Annotated in this window: 18 protein-coding genes; 2 read left to right on the top strand and 16 right to left on the bottom strand. The window is 34.1% G+C overall.

Annotated features, from left to right (window positions below; all coding sequences use genetic code 11):
- Positions 1-63: 63 nt before the first annotated feature.
- The 3 genes from ABZC13_RS08155 to ABZC13_RS08165 form a co-directional block, all read right to left on the bottom strand.
- Positions 64-408 carry a hypothetical protein gene (locus ABZC13_RS08155; RefSeq protein ID WP_373002195.1) on the bottom strand — a complete coding sequence of 115 codons (345 nt, stop codon included), beginning with the start codon at positions 406-408 and terminating at the stop codon, positions 64-66.
- 92 nt (positions 409-500) lie between these two features.
- Positions 501-767, bottom strand: coding sequence for a hypothetical protein (locus tag ABZC13_RS08160; protein ID WP_373002197.1), 267 nt, complete (start codon positions 765-767; stop codon positions 501-503).
- Positions 760-1,749: a transposase gene (locus ABZC13_RS08165; RefSeq protein WP_373002200.1), complete on the bottom strand. Its 990-nt coding sequence runs from the start codon at positions 1,747-1,749 to the stop codon at positions 760-762. The genes ABZC13_RS08160 and ABZC13_RS08165 overlap by 8 nt, the downstream gene beginning before the upstream one ends.
- 260 nt (positions 1,750-2,009) lie before the next feature.
- Between ABZC13_RS08165 and ybeY the strand changes: the two genes are divergently transcribed.
- On the top strand, positions 2,010-2,429 hold the full coding sequence (gene ybeY, locus ABZC13_RS08170; protein WP_373002203.1) for an rRNA maturation RNase YbeY: 420 nt from the start codon (positions 2,010-2,012) through the stop codon (positions 2,427-2,429).
- Positions 2,430-2,431: 2 nt separating this feature from the next.
- Positions 2,432-3,361 carry a calcium/sodium antiporter gene (locus ABZC13_RS08175; protein WP_373002206.1) on the top strand — a complete coding sequence of 310 codons (930 nt, stop codon included), beginning with the start codon at positions 2,432-2,434 and terminating at the stop codon, positions 3,359-3,361.
- A gap of 39 nt (positions 3,362-3,400) precedes the next feature.
- Here the strand turns inward: ABZC13_RS08175 and mrdA are convergent, their stop codons facing one another.
- The 13 genes from mrdA to ABZC13_RS08240 all read right to left on the bottom strand — a co-directional run bounded on the left by mrdA (position 3,401) and on the right by ABZC13_RS08240 (position 14,967).
- Positions 3,401-5,185: a penicillin-binding protein 2 gene (mrdA, locus tag ABZC13_RS08180; protein ID WP_373002209.1), complete on the bottom strand. Its 1,785-nt coding sequence runs from the start codon at positions 5,183-5,185 to the stop codon at positions 3,401-3,403.
- A 415-nt stretch (positions 5,186-5,600) separates the two neighbouring features.
- Positions 5,601-6,059, bottom strand: a complete 459-nt coding sequence (locus ABZC13_RS08185; protein ID WP_373002212.1) for an N-acetyltransferase — start codon at positions 6,057-6,059, stop codon at positions 5,601-5,603.
- Complete coding sequence (yihA, locus tag ABZC13_RS08190; protein ID WP_373002215.1) at positions 6,052-6,684, bottom strand: ribosome biogenesis GTP-binding protein YihA/YsxC; 633 nt, start codon at positions 6,682-6,684, stop codon at positions 6,052-6,054. The genes ABZC13_RS08185 and yihA overlap by 8 nt, the downstream gene beginning before the upstream one ends.
- Positions 6,681-7,154: a lipopolysaccharide transport periplasmic protein LptA gene (gene lptA, locus ABZC13_RS08195; protein ID WP_373002218.1), complete on the bottom strand. Its 474-nt coding sequence runs from the start codon at positions 7,152-7,154 to the stop codon at positions 6,681-6,683. Before lptA ends, yihA begins: the two co-directional genes overlap by 4 nt.
- Positions 7,155-7,156: 2 nt before the next feature.
- Positions 7,157-7,678 carry an LPS export ABC transporter periplasmic protein LptC gene (gene lptC / locus ABZC13_RS08200; RefSeq protein ID WP_373002221.1) on the bottom strand — a complete coding sequence of 174 codons (522 nt, stop codon included), beginning with the start codon at positions 7,676-7,678 and terminating at the stop codon, positions 7,157-7,159.
- The gene (locus tag ABZC13_RS08205) at positions 7,675-8,175 is read right to left on the bottom strand and encodes a KdsC family phosphatase (RefSeq protein WP_373002223.1); all 501 of its coding nucleotides are present in this window, start codon (positions 8,173-8,175) and stop codon (positions 7,675-7,677) included. Before ABZC13_RS08205 ends, lptC begins: the two co-directional genes overlap by 4 nt.
- Positions 8,172-8,744: an imidazoleglycerol-phosphate dehydratase HisB gene (gene hisB / locus ABZC13_RS08210; RefSeq protein ID WP_373002226.1), complete on the bottom strand. Its 573-nt coding sequence runs from the start codon at positions 8,742-8,744 to the stop codon at positions 8,172-8,174. The genes ABZC13_RS08205 and hisB overlap by 4 nt, the downstream gene beginning before the upstream one ends.
- A 2-nt stretch (positions 8,745-8,746) precedes the next feature.
- Positions 8,747-9,565, bottom strand: coding sequence for a septal ring lytic transglycosylase RlpA family protein (locus tag ABZC13_RS08215; RefSeq protein ID WP_373002229.1), 819 nt, complete (start codon positions 9,563-9,565; stop codon positions 8,747-8,749).
- On the bottom strand, positions 9,558-10,787 hold the full coding sequence (locus ABZC13_RS08220) for a LysM peptidoglycan-binding domain-containing protein (protein ID WP_373002231.1): 1,230 nt from the start codon (positions 10,785-10,787) through the stop codon (positions 9,558-9,560). The genes ABZC13_RS08215 and ABZC13_RS08220 overlap by 8 nt, the downstream gene beginning before the upstream one ends.
- 56 nt (positions 10,788-10,843) lie before the next feature.
- On the bottom strand, positions 10,844-11,620 hold the full coding sequence (locus ABZC13_RS08225; RefSeq protein ID WP_373002233.1) for a TatD family hydrolase: 777 nt from the start codon (positions 11,618-11,620) through the stop codon (positions 10,844-10,846).
- A 157-nt stretch (positions 11,621-11,777) separates the two neighbouring features.
- Entirely contained in the window at positions 11,778-13,319 is a 1,542-nt protein-coding gene (locus ABZC13_RS08230; protein ID WP_373002237.1) for an AAA family ATPase, read from the bottom strand.
- Positions 13,320-13,321: 2 nt separating this feature from the next.
- A complete protein-coding gene (locus tag ABZC13_RS08235) occupies positions 13,322-14,176 on the bottom strand; it encodes an NAD(+)/NADH kinase (protein ID WP_373002240.1) in 855 nt (284 codons plus the stop codon).
- A gap of 77 nt (positions 14,177-14,253) precedes the next feature.
- The gene (locus ABZC13_RS08240) at positions 14,254-14,967 is read right to left on the bottom strand and encodes an ABC transporter ATP-binding protein (RefSeq protein ID WP_373002243.1); all 714 of its coding nucleotides are present in this window, start codon (positions 14,965-14,967) and stop codon (positions 14,254-14,256) included.
- Between the last annotated feature and the right edge of the window lies 1 nt (position 14,968).

Here is a 14,968-nt window from a genome sequence, read left to right on the forward strand (position 1 = left end):
AACCCCCCTTGTTAATCCAGCTCGGGGGAAACTGAAAAATGCCGATTTTTCGGCAGATTTCGACTATATTTCCGTAATTGTCGCTACTTTAAATTTACGATTTTTCATCTTACCCGCAAACAAATAAGTAAAACCAGATTGAACGTTAATAGCTTGTTCAGCAGATAGAAGAACACCCTCTTCACTACCAACAACACCAATAGAACACCAGAACATTTCATCATAGAATGTAGGTTGACCATTTTCCAAAATAGGTTGACCACCTTTATCAGTTTTAGGAGCTTGAGGTAATGCGTTCACTTCCATTACTACACCTGCTATTTCAACCTTATTAGTTCTCAATAAACGTTCACGTTGTTTCATTAACTCAATTGTTTTTTCTGCTTCTGTTAGTTCTTCTTTAGCCATTTTTGGACTTCCTTGTTTTGATACTTAATAGTTAAATTAAGTTTGGAGTGAGTATCTAGAATGAAAGAAGAAATACCCACTACAAAACTAATTTAAAACATTGTCAACTGAATCTTATCCTTGATAACATTTGCAATTTTTAAAGCTAAATCAAATTCACTTTTCTTTTCTAAATATTCCTTTTTTCCAATCTTTTCATAAAAGCATCTTTTCTCATCAAAGGAAACTAAACCCAATTTGTTATTTGCGTAAGAACGATAATAACCATTAGAATTATGAACATAATGAGTACCTATAAGATAAAAATACTCAGTTACGAATTTTGGATAAGGTATAAGAGTAAGACCACTTTTAGACATCTTTATTAAGTCCTTTATAGTATTTAAGCTTTGAAACTATTGCTCTAAATAGATGAGCAGAACATGCGACCATTGCGACTTGGTGAGGCTTATTATTATCTCTAAACCTATGATACTTCTCTTTTACTATGGAGTTATGCTGAACAGCTGAAACGGCAGACATATAAAGCTGTTTTCTAGCTAACTCACTACCATTCTTACTAACTCTTTGTTTTTTGTTAACTGATGAACCACTATCGTTATAGATAATATTAAGACCTATATAGCTTTGTAATTGTTTTTTACTATAAGTGTCAACCACATCATAAATTAAAGGAAGAACTGCAAGAAGTGTCATATCACTAACACCTACAATGTCAGCCTTTATTAAATCAAATTCAGGCATTGCTATTTTAATAAGCTTAGTAAATTCTATAATAGACTCAGAGCGTACTTTGTCTATGGTTTCATTTGCTTTTATGATATTATTTCTTAGAGAAGGACTTACAAAACTATCACTTAATATACTGTCACCTAAACCCTTTTGTTGAGTTTGATATTTAGTGAGGGAATTAATATATGCCTGATAAGCTTTATAAGTATATTTTGTATGGTCATAGTTGGAATTGAATAAATTGTCTTTCAAAGTGGTTATGTAATCAGCTATATAATAGCTATCTAATTTATCAGTTTTATTTTCAAAATTCTTATATCTCTTGTAGTATTTAATACGCTTTGGATTAATAAGAATATATCTTATTTTTTCACCATCTAAGAACTTTTGAAGTTCTATCATGTAAGTTGAAGTTGCTTCAACACCTATTCTAAAATCAACTAAGTGATTTATTGAATTAAAGTATGAGAGAAGTTTAGAAAAACCATCATCATTGTTTGAGTAGGTTTCGTATATGCAGTTTGAAAAATCACCATCGTAGATACAAATATCAAATTTACTTTTTGCCATATCAATACCGACATATGTAATGGGTGCGTTAGCTTTCATTATTAATTCCTTGTTTTTCTTTTTACTTTTCTCATATCCAGACTCTATGGTCTATTATTCTTTCCAGCATTGTGTGAAAACAGTCTATTCTAATGAACAGTCTCAAAGGACTTAGATATAATTCAGACTTAAAGAACATTTTAAGCTAAAAAGAACGGAAAAGGTTAAAAAATGACAAAATGAAAGACAATCTTCAAAATATCAACACCTTTGCAAGTCCTTATTTGCTTAGGTGTAATATATGAGATATAATCCCACTCATGATTGAACTAGATAACAGAACTTCTCTTAATGTAGACGAGCAGTTTTTAGAAAAAATAGCATCGACATTTACAGATAAAGAGATTGAACTAATAATTACAAGCAAAGATGAAATAAAAGAGATCAATAAAGAGCATAGAAATATAGACGCTCCGACAGATGTTTTAAGTTTTCCGTATGAAGATATGCCAATGAGCCCATTAGGAAGCATAGTTATATCTTCTGAGCACGTTAAAGAAGTCTCTAAAGATTTGGGGCACACTCAAGATGATGAGTTAGCCCTACTCTTTATACATGGTCTTCTGCATCTATTAGGATTTGACCACGAGGTTGATTCCGGAGAGATGAGAGAAGAAGAAGCTAGACTCATAAAAGAGTTTAACCTACCCAAAAGTTTAATAATAAGAACACAAGGATAATAATGGATTTTATAATTTTTATAGCTGCTATGTCAGCACTGATCTTTGGAGCAGACTTCATAATCAGGGAGTCGGAAAGAATAGCTCTTCACTTCGACATATCTCATTTTGTAATCGGTGCGACACTTGTCGCATTTGGTACATCATTACCAGAAATGGCAGCCTCTATGATGGCAGCAGGACAAGGTAAAAGTGATATGGCAGTAGCAAATGTTGTTGGAAGCGTTATCTTTAACATCACTTTAGTTCTAGGTGCAGTGTTTTTCATAAGTAAAAAAATGCATCCAAAAAGAAATTTATTTGCTCAAGACAGTGCTTGGGTAATAACTCCTCTGGTCATATTCTTTATTATGGTGCAAGATGGTGTTATAAGTAGAGTTGACGGCCTTTTGTACCTACTTCTAATGGTTTCTTATCTAGTATTTCTTTTTACTGATTCTAAAGAGGATTTAGGTGGAGAAATAGATGATGATCTTATTAAAGAGAAATTTAAGTGGGGTAAAACAGCCTTCCTTCTAGCTATTGGATTTGCTTTGACTATCGGTGGGGCAAGCTTTGTTATAGAAAGTGGTGCAAATATAGCCAGAGAGTTTGGTGTAAGTGAGTGGATTATCGGTATCTTTCTAATCTCTCTTGGAACATCTCTTCCTGAGCTTGTCGTATCACTTGTGGCTGTTAAAAAGGGTAATGCTGAGATGAGTATAGGAAATATCATAGGATCAAATGTTGCGAACTTCTCTATGGTTTTAGGGGCAGCTTCTCTTGTAAACCCGCTTACTGTTGATCTTCTTGCTACAAAATTTGATATGCTTATCATGATAGCAGCATCTATTGCGCTTCTGTTTATTCTTGCAAATAAACTCTACAACAAAGCTGGAGCAATCTTTTTACTGATTATTCTAGCTCTTTTTATTCAAAATGCAGTCGTATAGCAATAAATTTATTTAGAAAACGCTGTAATTTAATTAAAACTACTTCTTGATATACTTAAGTTCTAAGAGCTTATTGTATATCTTTGAAACAATCTCACCACCGGCTGCTCCACCATGTCCGCCATGTTCAACCATAACTAAAACAACATATTGAGGATTTTTATATGGTCCATAAGATGTAAACCACGCATGCGAACGATTGTAGTATGACATCTCGTGCTCTAGTGCCCTGTCTTCTATATCTTGTAAAATAGTAACAACTTGCGCTGTTCCTGTTTTTCCTGCTATTCTTACTTTAGAACTAAGATATTGAGTCGCTGTACCTTTTGGATAGTTACATACTTCATACATAGATTTTTGAATAAGAGGAAGTTTTTTCAACTCTTCTTCGTTGAATACATCTATAGCCAAGGGTTTATACGGCTTATCACCTATCAACCTGGCAAAGTGAGGAGTAGGAAGTTTTGATGTAGCCAAAAGTGCTGTAAACTGCGCTATTTGCATAGGTGTAACCAAGAAGTCACCTTGACCGATAGAAGTATTTACAGTCTCACCCACAAACCAAGGTCTATTGTATTTTTTTCTTTTCCACTCACGAGAAGGAACAACCCCTATAAACTCATTTGGAAGGTCAACTCCGGTCTTTTTGCCAAGACCATATCTCATAAGACCTTCACTCATCTTCTTTATGCCTACTTGTAGGCTTCCTTTGTAGAAAAAGTCATCACAACTCTCTCTAATAGCTTTTTTTATACCTGTCTTTCTATGTCCCTTTTTTTTCCAGCATCTAAACACACGCTTACCAAGAGGCATAGAGGACCTGCAGTCAACAGTCCAAGACTTATCTATATCTGTTGTTATATAAAGCAGACCCAGACCTGTTTTAATAGTGGAACCTGGAGGATAAAGACCATTTACAAGCTTGTTGGTAAATGGTTTATCAAGGCTTTTTGAGAGTTTATTCCAAAGTTCGTGAGAGATACCGGACACAAAAGTATTTAAACTATATTCCGGGAAACTGCTGGCAGATAAAATAGCTCCATCAACACCCATAACAATAACTGCGCCGGCTTTTTTATCAAATAGTGAAGATACATATTTCTGAAACTCAATATCAAGGTTTAAAGTGAGTTTTCTGTCTTCATCAGCACTTACGTTTGATAACTCCTCTATTTCCTGGTTGTTAGCATTTACTTTTATCTCTCTCTGCCCTGCTTCACCCTGAAGATATGTGTTGTAGTACTTTTCTATCCCTGATTTACCTGTATATCCGATTAGCTCTAGCAGTTTGTCATCTTTAATATCTTTTTTATTTGCACGAGATACATAACCGATTACGTGAGCACCAATTTCTCCATATGGATAGTATCTCTTAGGAGCCGGAACTATATTTACATTTTCTCTTAAACTAAGAACTGAGTATACAGGCATTATCTCTTCGTAGGATATAAAGTGTACGATATCTATATAATTATGATAGTAATATGAATCTTTTTTTATATAGTTTTTAATCAGCTGATCTTTTTTTAGATTTGGAAGAAGCTTTATTATATTGTTTATCTCTTCATTAAACTTATCAATACTTTTCTTCGAACGAAGATGCGGGCGAAGCTGTATTTTAAAGCCAAGTTTATTTATTGCAATAGGTCTATTATTTCTATCTACAATCTCACCTCTTACCGGTGTAATTTGTTCACTCTTAATAGTGTTTGAATGAGAAAGCTTTTTATAATAGGTATTTGACTCTACTGCAAGGAAAAACACTCTTACAACAAGAGTCAACCAGGTAATGATAAACATAGCAAGTATAAATTTAATTTTCATAATATACTCACTATAAAAAATTCAATTACTATATAGTAAATTATATAGTAATTAAGACTTGGCATCGGAAGTAAAAATATGTTTGATAGAATAGATAAAAATAGATAAAACCCTACATACGAGAGCAATACATACGATGCTTTTATACAAGATGCACAGCCAAAATTCTTTTTTAATTTAGGTATGACGAACTTATAAATAAGACCAAGATAAATGATGGAACTAAAGAGTGGATAACCCATTTGAGATTCAAAAATAACTAAACAAAAAGCTGTTAAAAATATAGCAAGACTATCCTCTTGTTTCAGTGCATTTACAAAAAGTACGAAAAGTACGGCAAAAAGAGGTGGTAAAAATAAGTAGATGCTGCTTAGACTTTCGTATGCTATAAACAATAGCACATATACGAAAGGTGCTAAAGAGTTTTGATTAGAGATACTTCGTTGCATACTGGGAAATGTTTACATTTAATACAATCGGCCCAAATCTTATGTTCAGGAAGAGACTCTTTTGGGATTTCAATGAAACCTAATCTTTCAAAGAAAAGTTGTCTGTACGTTAGACATAGAACTTTTTGAAGTCCTAAATCAACAGCTTCATTAAGGCAAGTTTTAACAAGATTTTCACCTGTTTTTTGCCCTCTATAACCCTCTTTTACTATTAGTGATCTTATTTCAGCAAGATATTCTGTATGAATATGCAGAGCACAAAAACCTATCAATTCATTGTCTTTAAAGCACAGCGTATATGATCTAATATTTGTAGCAACTTCGTCATTGCTTCTGTTTAATATAATTCCTGATTCTATCTCAGGTAAAACAAGTTCTTGCATGCTTTTTATGTCACTTAGCCTTGCTTTTTGATAACTAATCATCAATTTCCTCTTGTTCTAGATTGTCTTCATGTAAAATATCGTGGATAACTTTGATAGCTTTTTGCATTCCTCTTTTTTTAGAACTTGAAACCATCATAGCATTTGGAAATTTCTTTCTTAGTGCATTTTGCTCTTTTTGATTTAACTTGTCTACCTTTGTGAAGATTTGAAGTATATACTGATTCTCTCTACAGTTATCAAATAGAAACTCACTTACAGAAGTGTCTATATCCAAATCAGGATGTCTACAATCAATAAGGTGAATAAAAAGCTTTATCTGCTCTCTTTGAGAGATGTAGTCAGTTAGATTTCTTTCCCAATCATATTTGATAGATTTTGATACTTTTGCATAACCAAAACCCGGCAAGTCAACAAATTTTGCAATACTTTTATCTGATGTCTCTCTATCTATAAAAGTTACATCAAAGTAGTTGATAAGTCTTGTCTTACCCGGTGTAGAAGAGACTTTTGCAAGGCCTTTATGATTTGTAAGAGCATTTAGAAGAGAACTTTTACCAACATTTGAACGTGCCATAAAGACAACTTCATTTTGCTCATCTGTCTCTGGTGCAGCTCCTATATTTGGCGCAGATGTAATAAACTTTGCGTCTACGATTTCAATCATTTTTCTTCCTTCTCTTCTGGCATCTTAAAGATCATTATAACAGGCTCTTTTGTAGCTCCTCTTGCGTATGCTTTACCCTCAATAGTTTTTAGCACAACTTCGTCACCTATAATCTCTTTTTTCTCATCTATCTGTTTTAAATGAACATCTCTAAAGAAATGATACTCTTTAATTGTAGGCATATAGATAACTTTTCCGGCTATTCCTTGATACAGAGCACCTTTTTTAGTTTCTATATTGAACGAAACATCACCTTCCGCTATATATTTGGTAGGTTGATGTTTTATATCTGTATATACTGTTACTTTTGTTGCATTAAGCTCATCATTACCCTTGATGATATTAACTTTTCCCTGAAACACAGAAACACCTGTTTTTTCGTCTGCATCAAATTGATTTGCTTTTATCTTTAACTCCTGAGATATTAAGGCCGACGCTAAAAAAATTGTCATAATTGCTAAAAGTTTCATAATTATTTCTCCTGTATTTGGTATTTTGCTACTACGTTTTTAGATTTAACTCTATTTAGACGGTTGTCATAAATAAGTGAAGTGCCTATAACTCGATCTTTGCCCCTATATATAACGTAGTCTTTTTTTGTATGGGCGATTGAACTTTTTTTGTTATAAGTTGCCTCGTCTGATTCAAAAATCAGACCATCTTCCCTATTGTAAAGTACATTTCCTTTAAGATCTAAAATATCATCCACATCTCTATATAATCCATCGTCAGCTCTCATATTAGCAATAAACTTTTTAGAATTATCTGTATAGTCTATATTTGTAACTTTGTAGCGATCACTATATCTAGTAGCTTTAGAACCTTTCATAAGGGTTACCAGACCCTCTTCATTTAGTTCATGAAGAGTAAAAGCTTCAAGCTGAAAAAGTGGAACATCAACAAATTCTCTTTGCTTAATATCCAAGGGTTTAAAACCGATAAATATCATCAATAGTCCAAATGAAATTGAGATGAAAAATACGTTTATGTTCAATCTATCATCCAGACTTTCATAAATTCTTCTCTTTGGTCATTTTCATCAACCAGAGTGTCTATCATCTCTCTGACAGCACCATCACCACCATTCCGAGTCAAGACCTTGTTTACAATACCTTTGATCTCTTTTACACCGTCATTTGGTGTAAAACTTTTACCAACCAGACTTAGCATGTTGTAATCATTTAAATCATCACCAATAGCACCGACTTCGTAGAAGCTAAGTCCAAGTGAGCTAACTATCTCTTTTAAGACTCTATCTTTATCTCTTATGCCCTGATGAATGTGCTGAATGCCAAGTTCCTCTGCTCTTCTTTGAATTATTTTAGAGTTTCTTCCTGTTATGATAGCGACTTGATTACCCATCTTTATCCAAGTACTGATACCAAGACCATCTTTTACATTAAAGATTTTACTCTCTATCGCATCTGCTGAGTATATAAGCCCGCCATTAGTTAAGCAGCCATCTACATCTAAAATAATCAACTTAATCATAAAACATCTTTAGTGCTTGGAATACCAACTCTTTCATTTTTTGTAATTGCGCGACGAATAGCAACTGCTAGAGCTTTAAACGATGCTTCAATAATATGATGCTTATTTCTTCCTCTAAGAGTAATAATATGAGTGCTTATTCTTGCATTAAGTACCAATGCTCTAAAGAACTCTTCAACAAGCTCAGTATCGAAGTTGCCAACCTTGCCGGCTACATCAGACTCGTAAACCAAGTATGGTCTATTGCTCAGGTCTAAATCACAAGAAACACATGCTTCATCCATTACTATGTTGGCGCTACCGAATCTCTCAATATTCTGAGCAGGATAGATAGCATCTGCTATTAAAGACCCAAGAACAATACCAACGTCTTCCACGCTGTGGTGATCATCAATATGAGTATCACCAACACACTTTATGTTCATGTCAATAAGTGAGTGCTTTGAAAAGCTTTCAAGCATATGATCTAAAAAACCAACGCCTGTATCTATGTTACTATCGCCTTTTCCGTATAATTCTAATGAAATTGTAATATCTGTCTCTTTTGTTTTTCTGCTTTTACTAATCATATTTAATCCTCTCTTACTATAAATGCATTCTCAAAATGCCCTTGCGCCTTGTAGTCTCTTGCTTCTTGCTCACTTTTAAAGCCTTTTAGCCAAACTTTAAAGATTCTACCATCTTCATTTTCCATATCTTTTATAACTGTTTTATATCCATCTGTATTGTCATAAACCTCTTGTGTCTTCAGGGCTCCATCTACTTTTGAAAAAGAAGCTATTTGAAGAGCAAATCCACTTACAGTCGCTTTTTGTGGTGAAGCTTTCAACTCTTTTTGTGTAGGTATCTTCTTTTTACCTTTTGTCTCAAAACCTAAAATTTCTATGTTTACACGTGCTGTTCCGGCTCCAATCATATTTATCTTACTGGCAGCTGATTTTGAGAGATCTATAATTCTTGTAGCTACAAAAGGTCCTCTATCATTAATCCTAACAACAGTAGTTAAGCCATTATCAATATTTGTAACCTTTACAATTGTATTCATTGGCAGTGTTTTATGTGCAGCAGTCATGTCATGCATGTTGTAAATCTCACCATTTGAAGTGTGTTTTCCGTGGAAGTCGGGTCCATACCAACTAGCTCTACCGTCAAACTCATCACCAACACTTACTACCGTTGGATAGTATCTAATACCTCTAATCACATATGGTCTCATTGTTGGATGTGAATATGTTTTTGTATCCATAACAGAGCTGTGGGCATTTTTATCAGCTGAATAAGACTTCGGTGCAGAGTATTTATGTCCATTATATACTCTTTGTCCTCTTGTGCTACATGCGCTTAAAAATAGAACTGATAAAATTAATACTATAGATATTAGTCTATTCATTTATTTTTAGCCTGTCGCCTATTTTGATTAAACTATTTTGAAGATGGTTTTGAAGCTTAAGGTTTTGAACACTAACCTTGTAAGCTTTAGAGATAGACTCTAAAGTATCCCCTTTTTTAACCATGTAGTAGTGCCTTGTATCTATTTTTTTAGATGCTATTCTACTGTCTATAGGAATGATAAGTCTCTGCTTTAATTTTAAACGGTAACTTTTAAGTTTATTAAAATCTTTGATAACTTTGTATGAAACGCCGTACTTTTTACCAATGTATGATAGATTATCACCCCTTTGAACTACGTGCACTTTATATATGTTTTTCATAGGCTCTGGAGTATATTTACGTTTAAACTCATTTAGCTTTATATACGGGATATAAACATCATAACCTTTTGCATAAGGAGGAACGAAATCATACTTTAGGTGTCTGTTTAGTTTTTTAAGCTCAGCAAGCGGAATACCTACCATTTTTGATAGTCTTCTCATAGAGTCACCGCTTGAAAGCTGCACAGTCGAGATAGAGTAAGCATTTGCACGGTTTAGCAGATGCTCATACTCACTATGCATTAAAAACTGCTCATCTTGACCAATCATAGCAAGTGCAACAATTTTTCTTATGTAGTATCTACTTTCCTTGGGAATATACTTCTTTTTTGGATCAAGTAAAACAGAGAGCTCGTTACTCCCTGCTTTTTTTATAGCATGGTTTAATCTTCCACCACCACAGTTGTAAGCAATAGCAGCTAAATACCACTTTCCAAATCTTTTATGCAGATGCGAAAGATATTTTGCAGCTGCTTCAGTTGACTTTATAAGGTCACGCCTCTCATCAACATACTCATCGATTTTTAAACCGTAAAGTTTTCCAGTAGCCGGCATAAACTGCCATAGACCAGATGCTCTCTTTTTTGAGTAGGCTCTTGTTGAGAAGTTTGACTCAGCCATAGCAAGGTACAAAAATTCCGGAGGAACGCCGTGTTTTGCCAAGATACTTTTAATAGCAGGAATAAAAGTATATGCCTCATCCATAGCTTTAAAGAAGTGTTTATTCTTTTGTATTGTTGACTTTTTAGCCTTCATTTGATTCATTATCGGGTCATAGAGAAAAGAAGCCTCAATATCAAATGACTCCAAAAGAGCCACTTCCTTGTTGTGGTTGAAAACATATGTTAAATTAGCACTCAGCAGTATTGGTAAAAGAAGTAGAAGAAAATATTTTATCATTTAGTAACTCTAATTTTAAATTTAAAGTTTAGATTCTACCCAAAAAATTATTAAAATCAGCGTAAAGCAAAGAGTTTTTGGGCATTTTGTGTAGTTGTTTCCTTTATATTCTTAAGCGGAATATCTAAAAGTTCAGACATTTTTTGCGCTACAAAAGTAGTGTAAAAAGGTTCATTTCTCTCCCCGCGATGCGGTGTTGGAGTCAAATATGGTCCATCTGTTTCTATGAGAAGTTTATCTTCTGGGATCTTTGGTAAAACATTGAGCAATTTCTTTGCATTTTTAAAGGTTAAAACACCGCCGATTCCAAAGTAAAAGCCCTCTTTTGCTAAAGATAAAAGTTCTTCATCAGCGTTGTAGCAGTGTAAAACTCCTCCAACTTCTTTGGCATCTGAGGCTTGTAATATCTCTTTTGAATCTCTAGAAGCATCTCTAATATGAACTATCAGAGGTTTTTTGTATTTTTTAGCAAGTTCTATCTGCGCTCTAAAGACTTCTTTTTGACGCTCTTTTTCTTTTAGTTTATCTTCGTCGCTGCCTTCAAGTCTAAAGTAGTCTAGCCCACACTCTCCTATGGCCACACACTTTTCGTGTTTAGCATATTTGTCAAAATCAAGCGCGTCAAATGAGTCCATATCGTAAGGATGAACACCGACAGCAAAGTAAACATCACTGTTTGCCTCAACTATCTCTAAAGCTCTCTCCAGCGTATCAGGATGAGCACCTGGAATAATAAACCTCTTTACTCCACCCTCTCTGGCTCTATCTAAAACTGCATCTAAATCATCGTTATATCTAGAATCATCCAGATGAATATGTGTATCAATTATCATTGCTTATTCTCTTTGTTTTTTAAGTTTTTAACATATTTTATATTTTTTATCATCAAGTATATAAAAAATCCTGCACACAAAAGTGAACCTACGGCTAAAATAGTACTGCCTGCATTAAAAAAATTAAAACTCAGAGCCAAAAGTACAATAGACATTATTAAACACATCTACTAGCCTCAAGCAACTCTTTGGCAAAGCTCTTAGCTTCGTTTGAGACACTATCACCGCTTATGATCCTAGCTATTTCATCCACTCTATCTTCAAAATTAAGCTCTTTAACCATAGATTCATCTTCATTTTTATGCACTAAAAAGTGCTGTTCACCCATAGATGTAAGTTGTGGCTGATGTGAAATCACAAAGATTTGAAAGTGCTTTGATAGCTGTCTTAAAACTTTTGCAACACTCATAGATTCTTCACCACTAAGGTTAGCATCTATCTCGTCAAGCATTAAAACACCGCCATTTTGGTTCATGAACTCCGACTTTAGAGCAAGAATTGCAAGACGAAGTCTATTAAACTCACCAGTGCTTACTTTACTCAATTCAGTATTATTCAAATTAATTAATATCTCATCTTTTCCATAACTGTTAAGCTCTATATCTTGTATAGATACTTGGGCATCTCTCAAATACAGATCTTTCAAATATTTATTTAAATCATTTGTAAATGTTGAGAGTTCTTCTTTTCTTAATATAGTTAGAGAATCAGCCAGTTTTTGTACTTCTTTACTTAATATAGCTTCTTTTTTAACTAGTTCATCTTTAGTTATCTCAATATTTTCATACTTTGCAAGTTCAATTATTTTTTGCTCTTTATATGCAAGAGCTTCTTCTATGCTTCCATATCTTCTCTTAAGAGAGCTTAGCTCTTCTATACGGTTTAAAACTTCTTCTATATCTATATCTTCAAGTGCGTTGAATCTCGCTTCTGCACTATCAAAAAGTGCTCTTAACTCATTCATGCTGTCATCAAAAAATGAACTATCAGCATCTAGAGAGTCTAAGGCGCTGTTAACAAAGTGCTCACTCTCAAAAATAATATTTGCCGAAGATATAGTCTCCAAAACTTTCTCTTTACGGGAAAGTTCTTTTTTTATTTCCAATAGTTCTTCATCTTCAGATGCTTTAGGGTCTATGTCTTGAATCTTGTTTATCTCAAAAGTTGCAAACTCTTTAAGCTCTACTATTTTACGCTCTTCTTCCTCGATTTTATCAAGTTCTATTCTTACTTCACTGTGTTCAATAAATGACTTTTCATACTCATCTTTGAGGCTCTTAATATCTGTAGATTTATTTTGGATTCTAGTGTCTATGATTGAGATAAGATTTTCATTTTCAAAGTCACTGAAATCTTTTAGACTCAAGTGTCTCAGGTAATTTGAAGATAGTCCGGAAATAGCTTTTTTAGAAACACTTTGATTGTTTATAAAGTATCTGGACTTCTCTTTTTTTATGTGTTTGAATATATTTATATCATCATTTTCAATGCCGGTATCGGCAGCATCTATCTCCCATGTAACACTGGACTCGCATAAGGATGCTTCACAAGAATCCGTACCTAAAGATGAAAGTATAGACTTCATTAGTATAGATTTACCACTACCGCTTGGACCTGTAAAGACTACTAGTCCTGCAGTTGGATTTAGTTCAATCTCTTTAAAACTAAGATAGTCTTTGAGGTAAAATCTTTCAATCATCCCTACTCTCCCCAGCCAAGCTTCTCTTTGAGTACATCGAAGTAGTTAAACTCTTCTCTGTGAATCAATTTTGCTGTTCTTGTTGCTAACTTTATGTGTACACTTTGATCTTGATCCAGTTCATGCATATCTTGACCATCAATAATTACCAAAGCCCTAGGTTCAGGTGTTTTCATCTCAATAGAAAATTCACCGGGAAGCACAACAGGTCTTTGTGTTAATGAGTGAGGACAAATAGGAGTAAGTACAAAAACTTTAGACAGAGGAAAGAGAACCGGTCCTCCGGCTGAAACGTTATATGCAGTTGAACCAGTAGGAGTAGCGACAATAACACCATCTCCATAGTAAGTATTGAAAGCTTTTCCATCTACTAATGTTTCGATATGTATCATGTTTGAGACAGAAGGACGAGTTAATACCATGTCGTTAAAAGCGTACATCTTTCTCTCACTGTTTTCGCTCACAACTCTAACTTCTAAAACAGAGCGCTCATCTACTCTGACTTTACCTTTAACCATATTGTTTACAAATTCGTCAAGCTCATCCAAATCCACATCTGCAAGAAAACCTAAACTACCTGCGTATACACCTAAAACAGGGATATCATATTCAAAAGATCTTCTAACAGCAGAGATAAGTGTTCCATCACCGCCTAGAGTGACCAGAGCATCTACGTGTTCGCACAGAGCGTCAAACTCCATGCCCATTATATCTATCATTGCGCCGCTAATACTGTCTACATAAACATCAATATCATACTTTTTAAAAACTTTCTCAAGCATGTAATAGCTATTTTTAAGTTCTGGAGTCGATGGTCTTAAAAGAACACCGATCTTTTTTATATTACTTGTTTGCAAACTGACTCACTATTAATTATTTTTCTAGATTATACACTTTTGTAGTTAAAAAACTAAAAATATTGCAAAATGTCATGCTAAATCATAGTTGTATCTTTCATAACTTTTGATGAAATAATCTTTTTATCTTCAATCTTTAATATTCTATCGCATAATGGAAGCATTGCTTCATCGTGAGTAACCATTACTACAGCAACATTTTGCTCAATCGCTATTTTTTTAAGCATTTGTACGACACTTACCGAGCGCTCTGTATCTAATGCCGCGGTTGGTTCATCTGCCAATATTATCTTAGGTTTATTTGCCAATGCGCGGGCTATTGCAACTCTTTGATTTTGCCCTCCTGAAAGCTGAGAAGGCATAGCGTATGCTTTTTCGGTAATGTCAAAATATTTTAAAAGTTCCATGGCAAATTTTTCTGCTTCTTCTTTTGTTTGCCCGTTCGCTTGAGATAAAAGTGTGACATTGTCTATAACATTTAAAAAAGGTATAAGATAGTGTGCTTGAAATATAAAACCTATCTTTTCTCTGCGAATAGCACGAGTATCTTTATTGAGCCATTTGTTGTCATATACCTTTTCGTCTCCAAGCCACATTTCTCCACTTGTAGGCTCTTCAACGCATCCTATCATCATCAACAAAGTAGTTTTTCCTGCGCCGCTTGGTGCAATTAAAGCTATTAACTCGCCCTTGTCTATGCTAAAAGATGCTCCATCTATAACATCTACAAAACTATCTCCTTTGCCAAAATTCTTTACCAGATTTTCAACATGAATACTTTGTTGATTCATT

Source organism: Sulfurimonas sp. (assembly GCF_041563035.1).
Classification (GTDB): domain Bacteria; phylum Campylobacterota; class Campylobacteria; order Campylobacterales; family Sulfurimonadaceae; genus Sulfurimonas.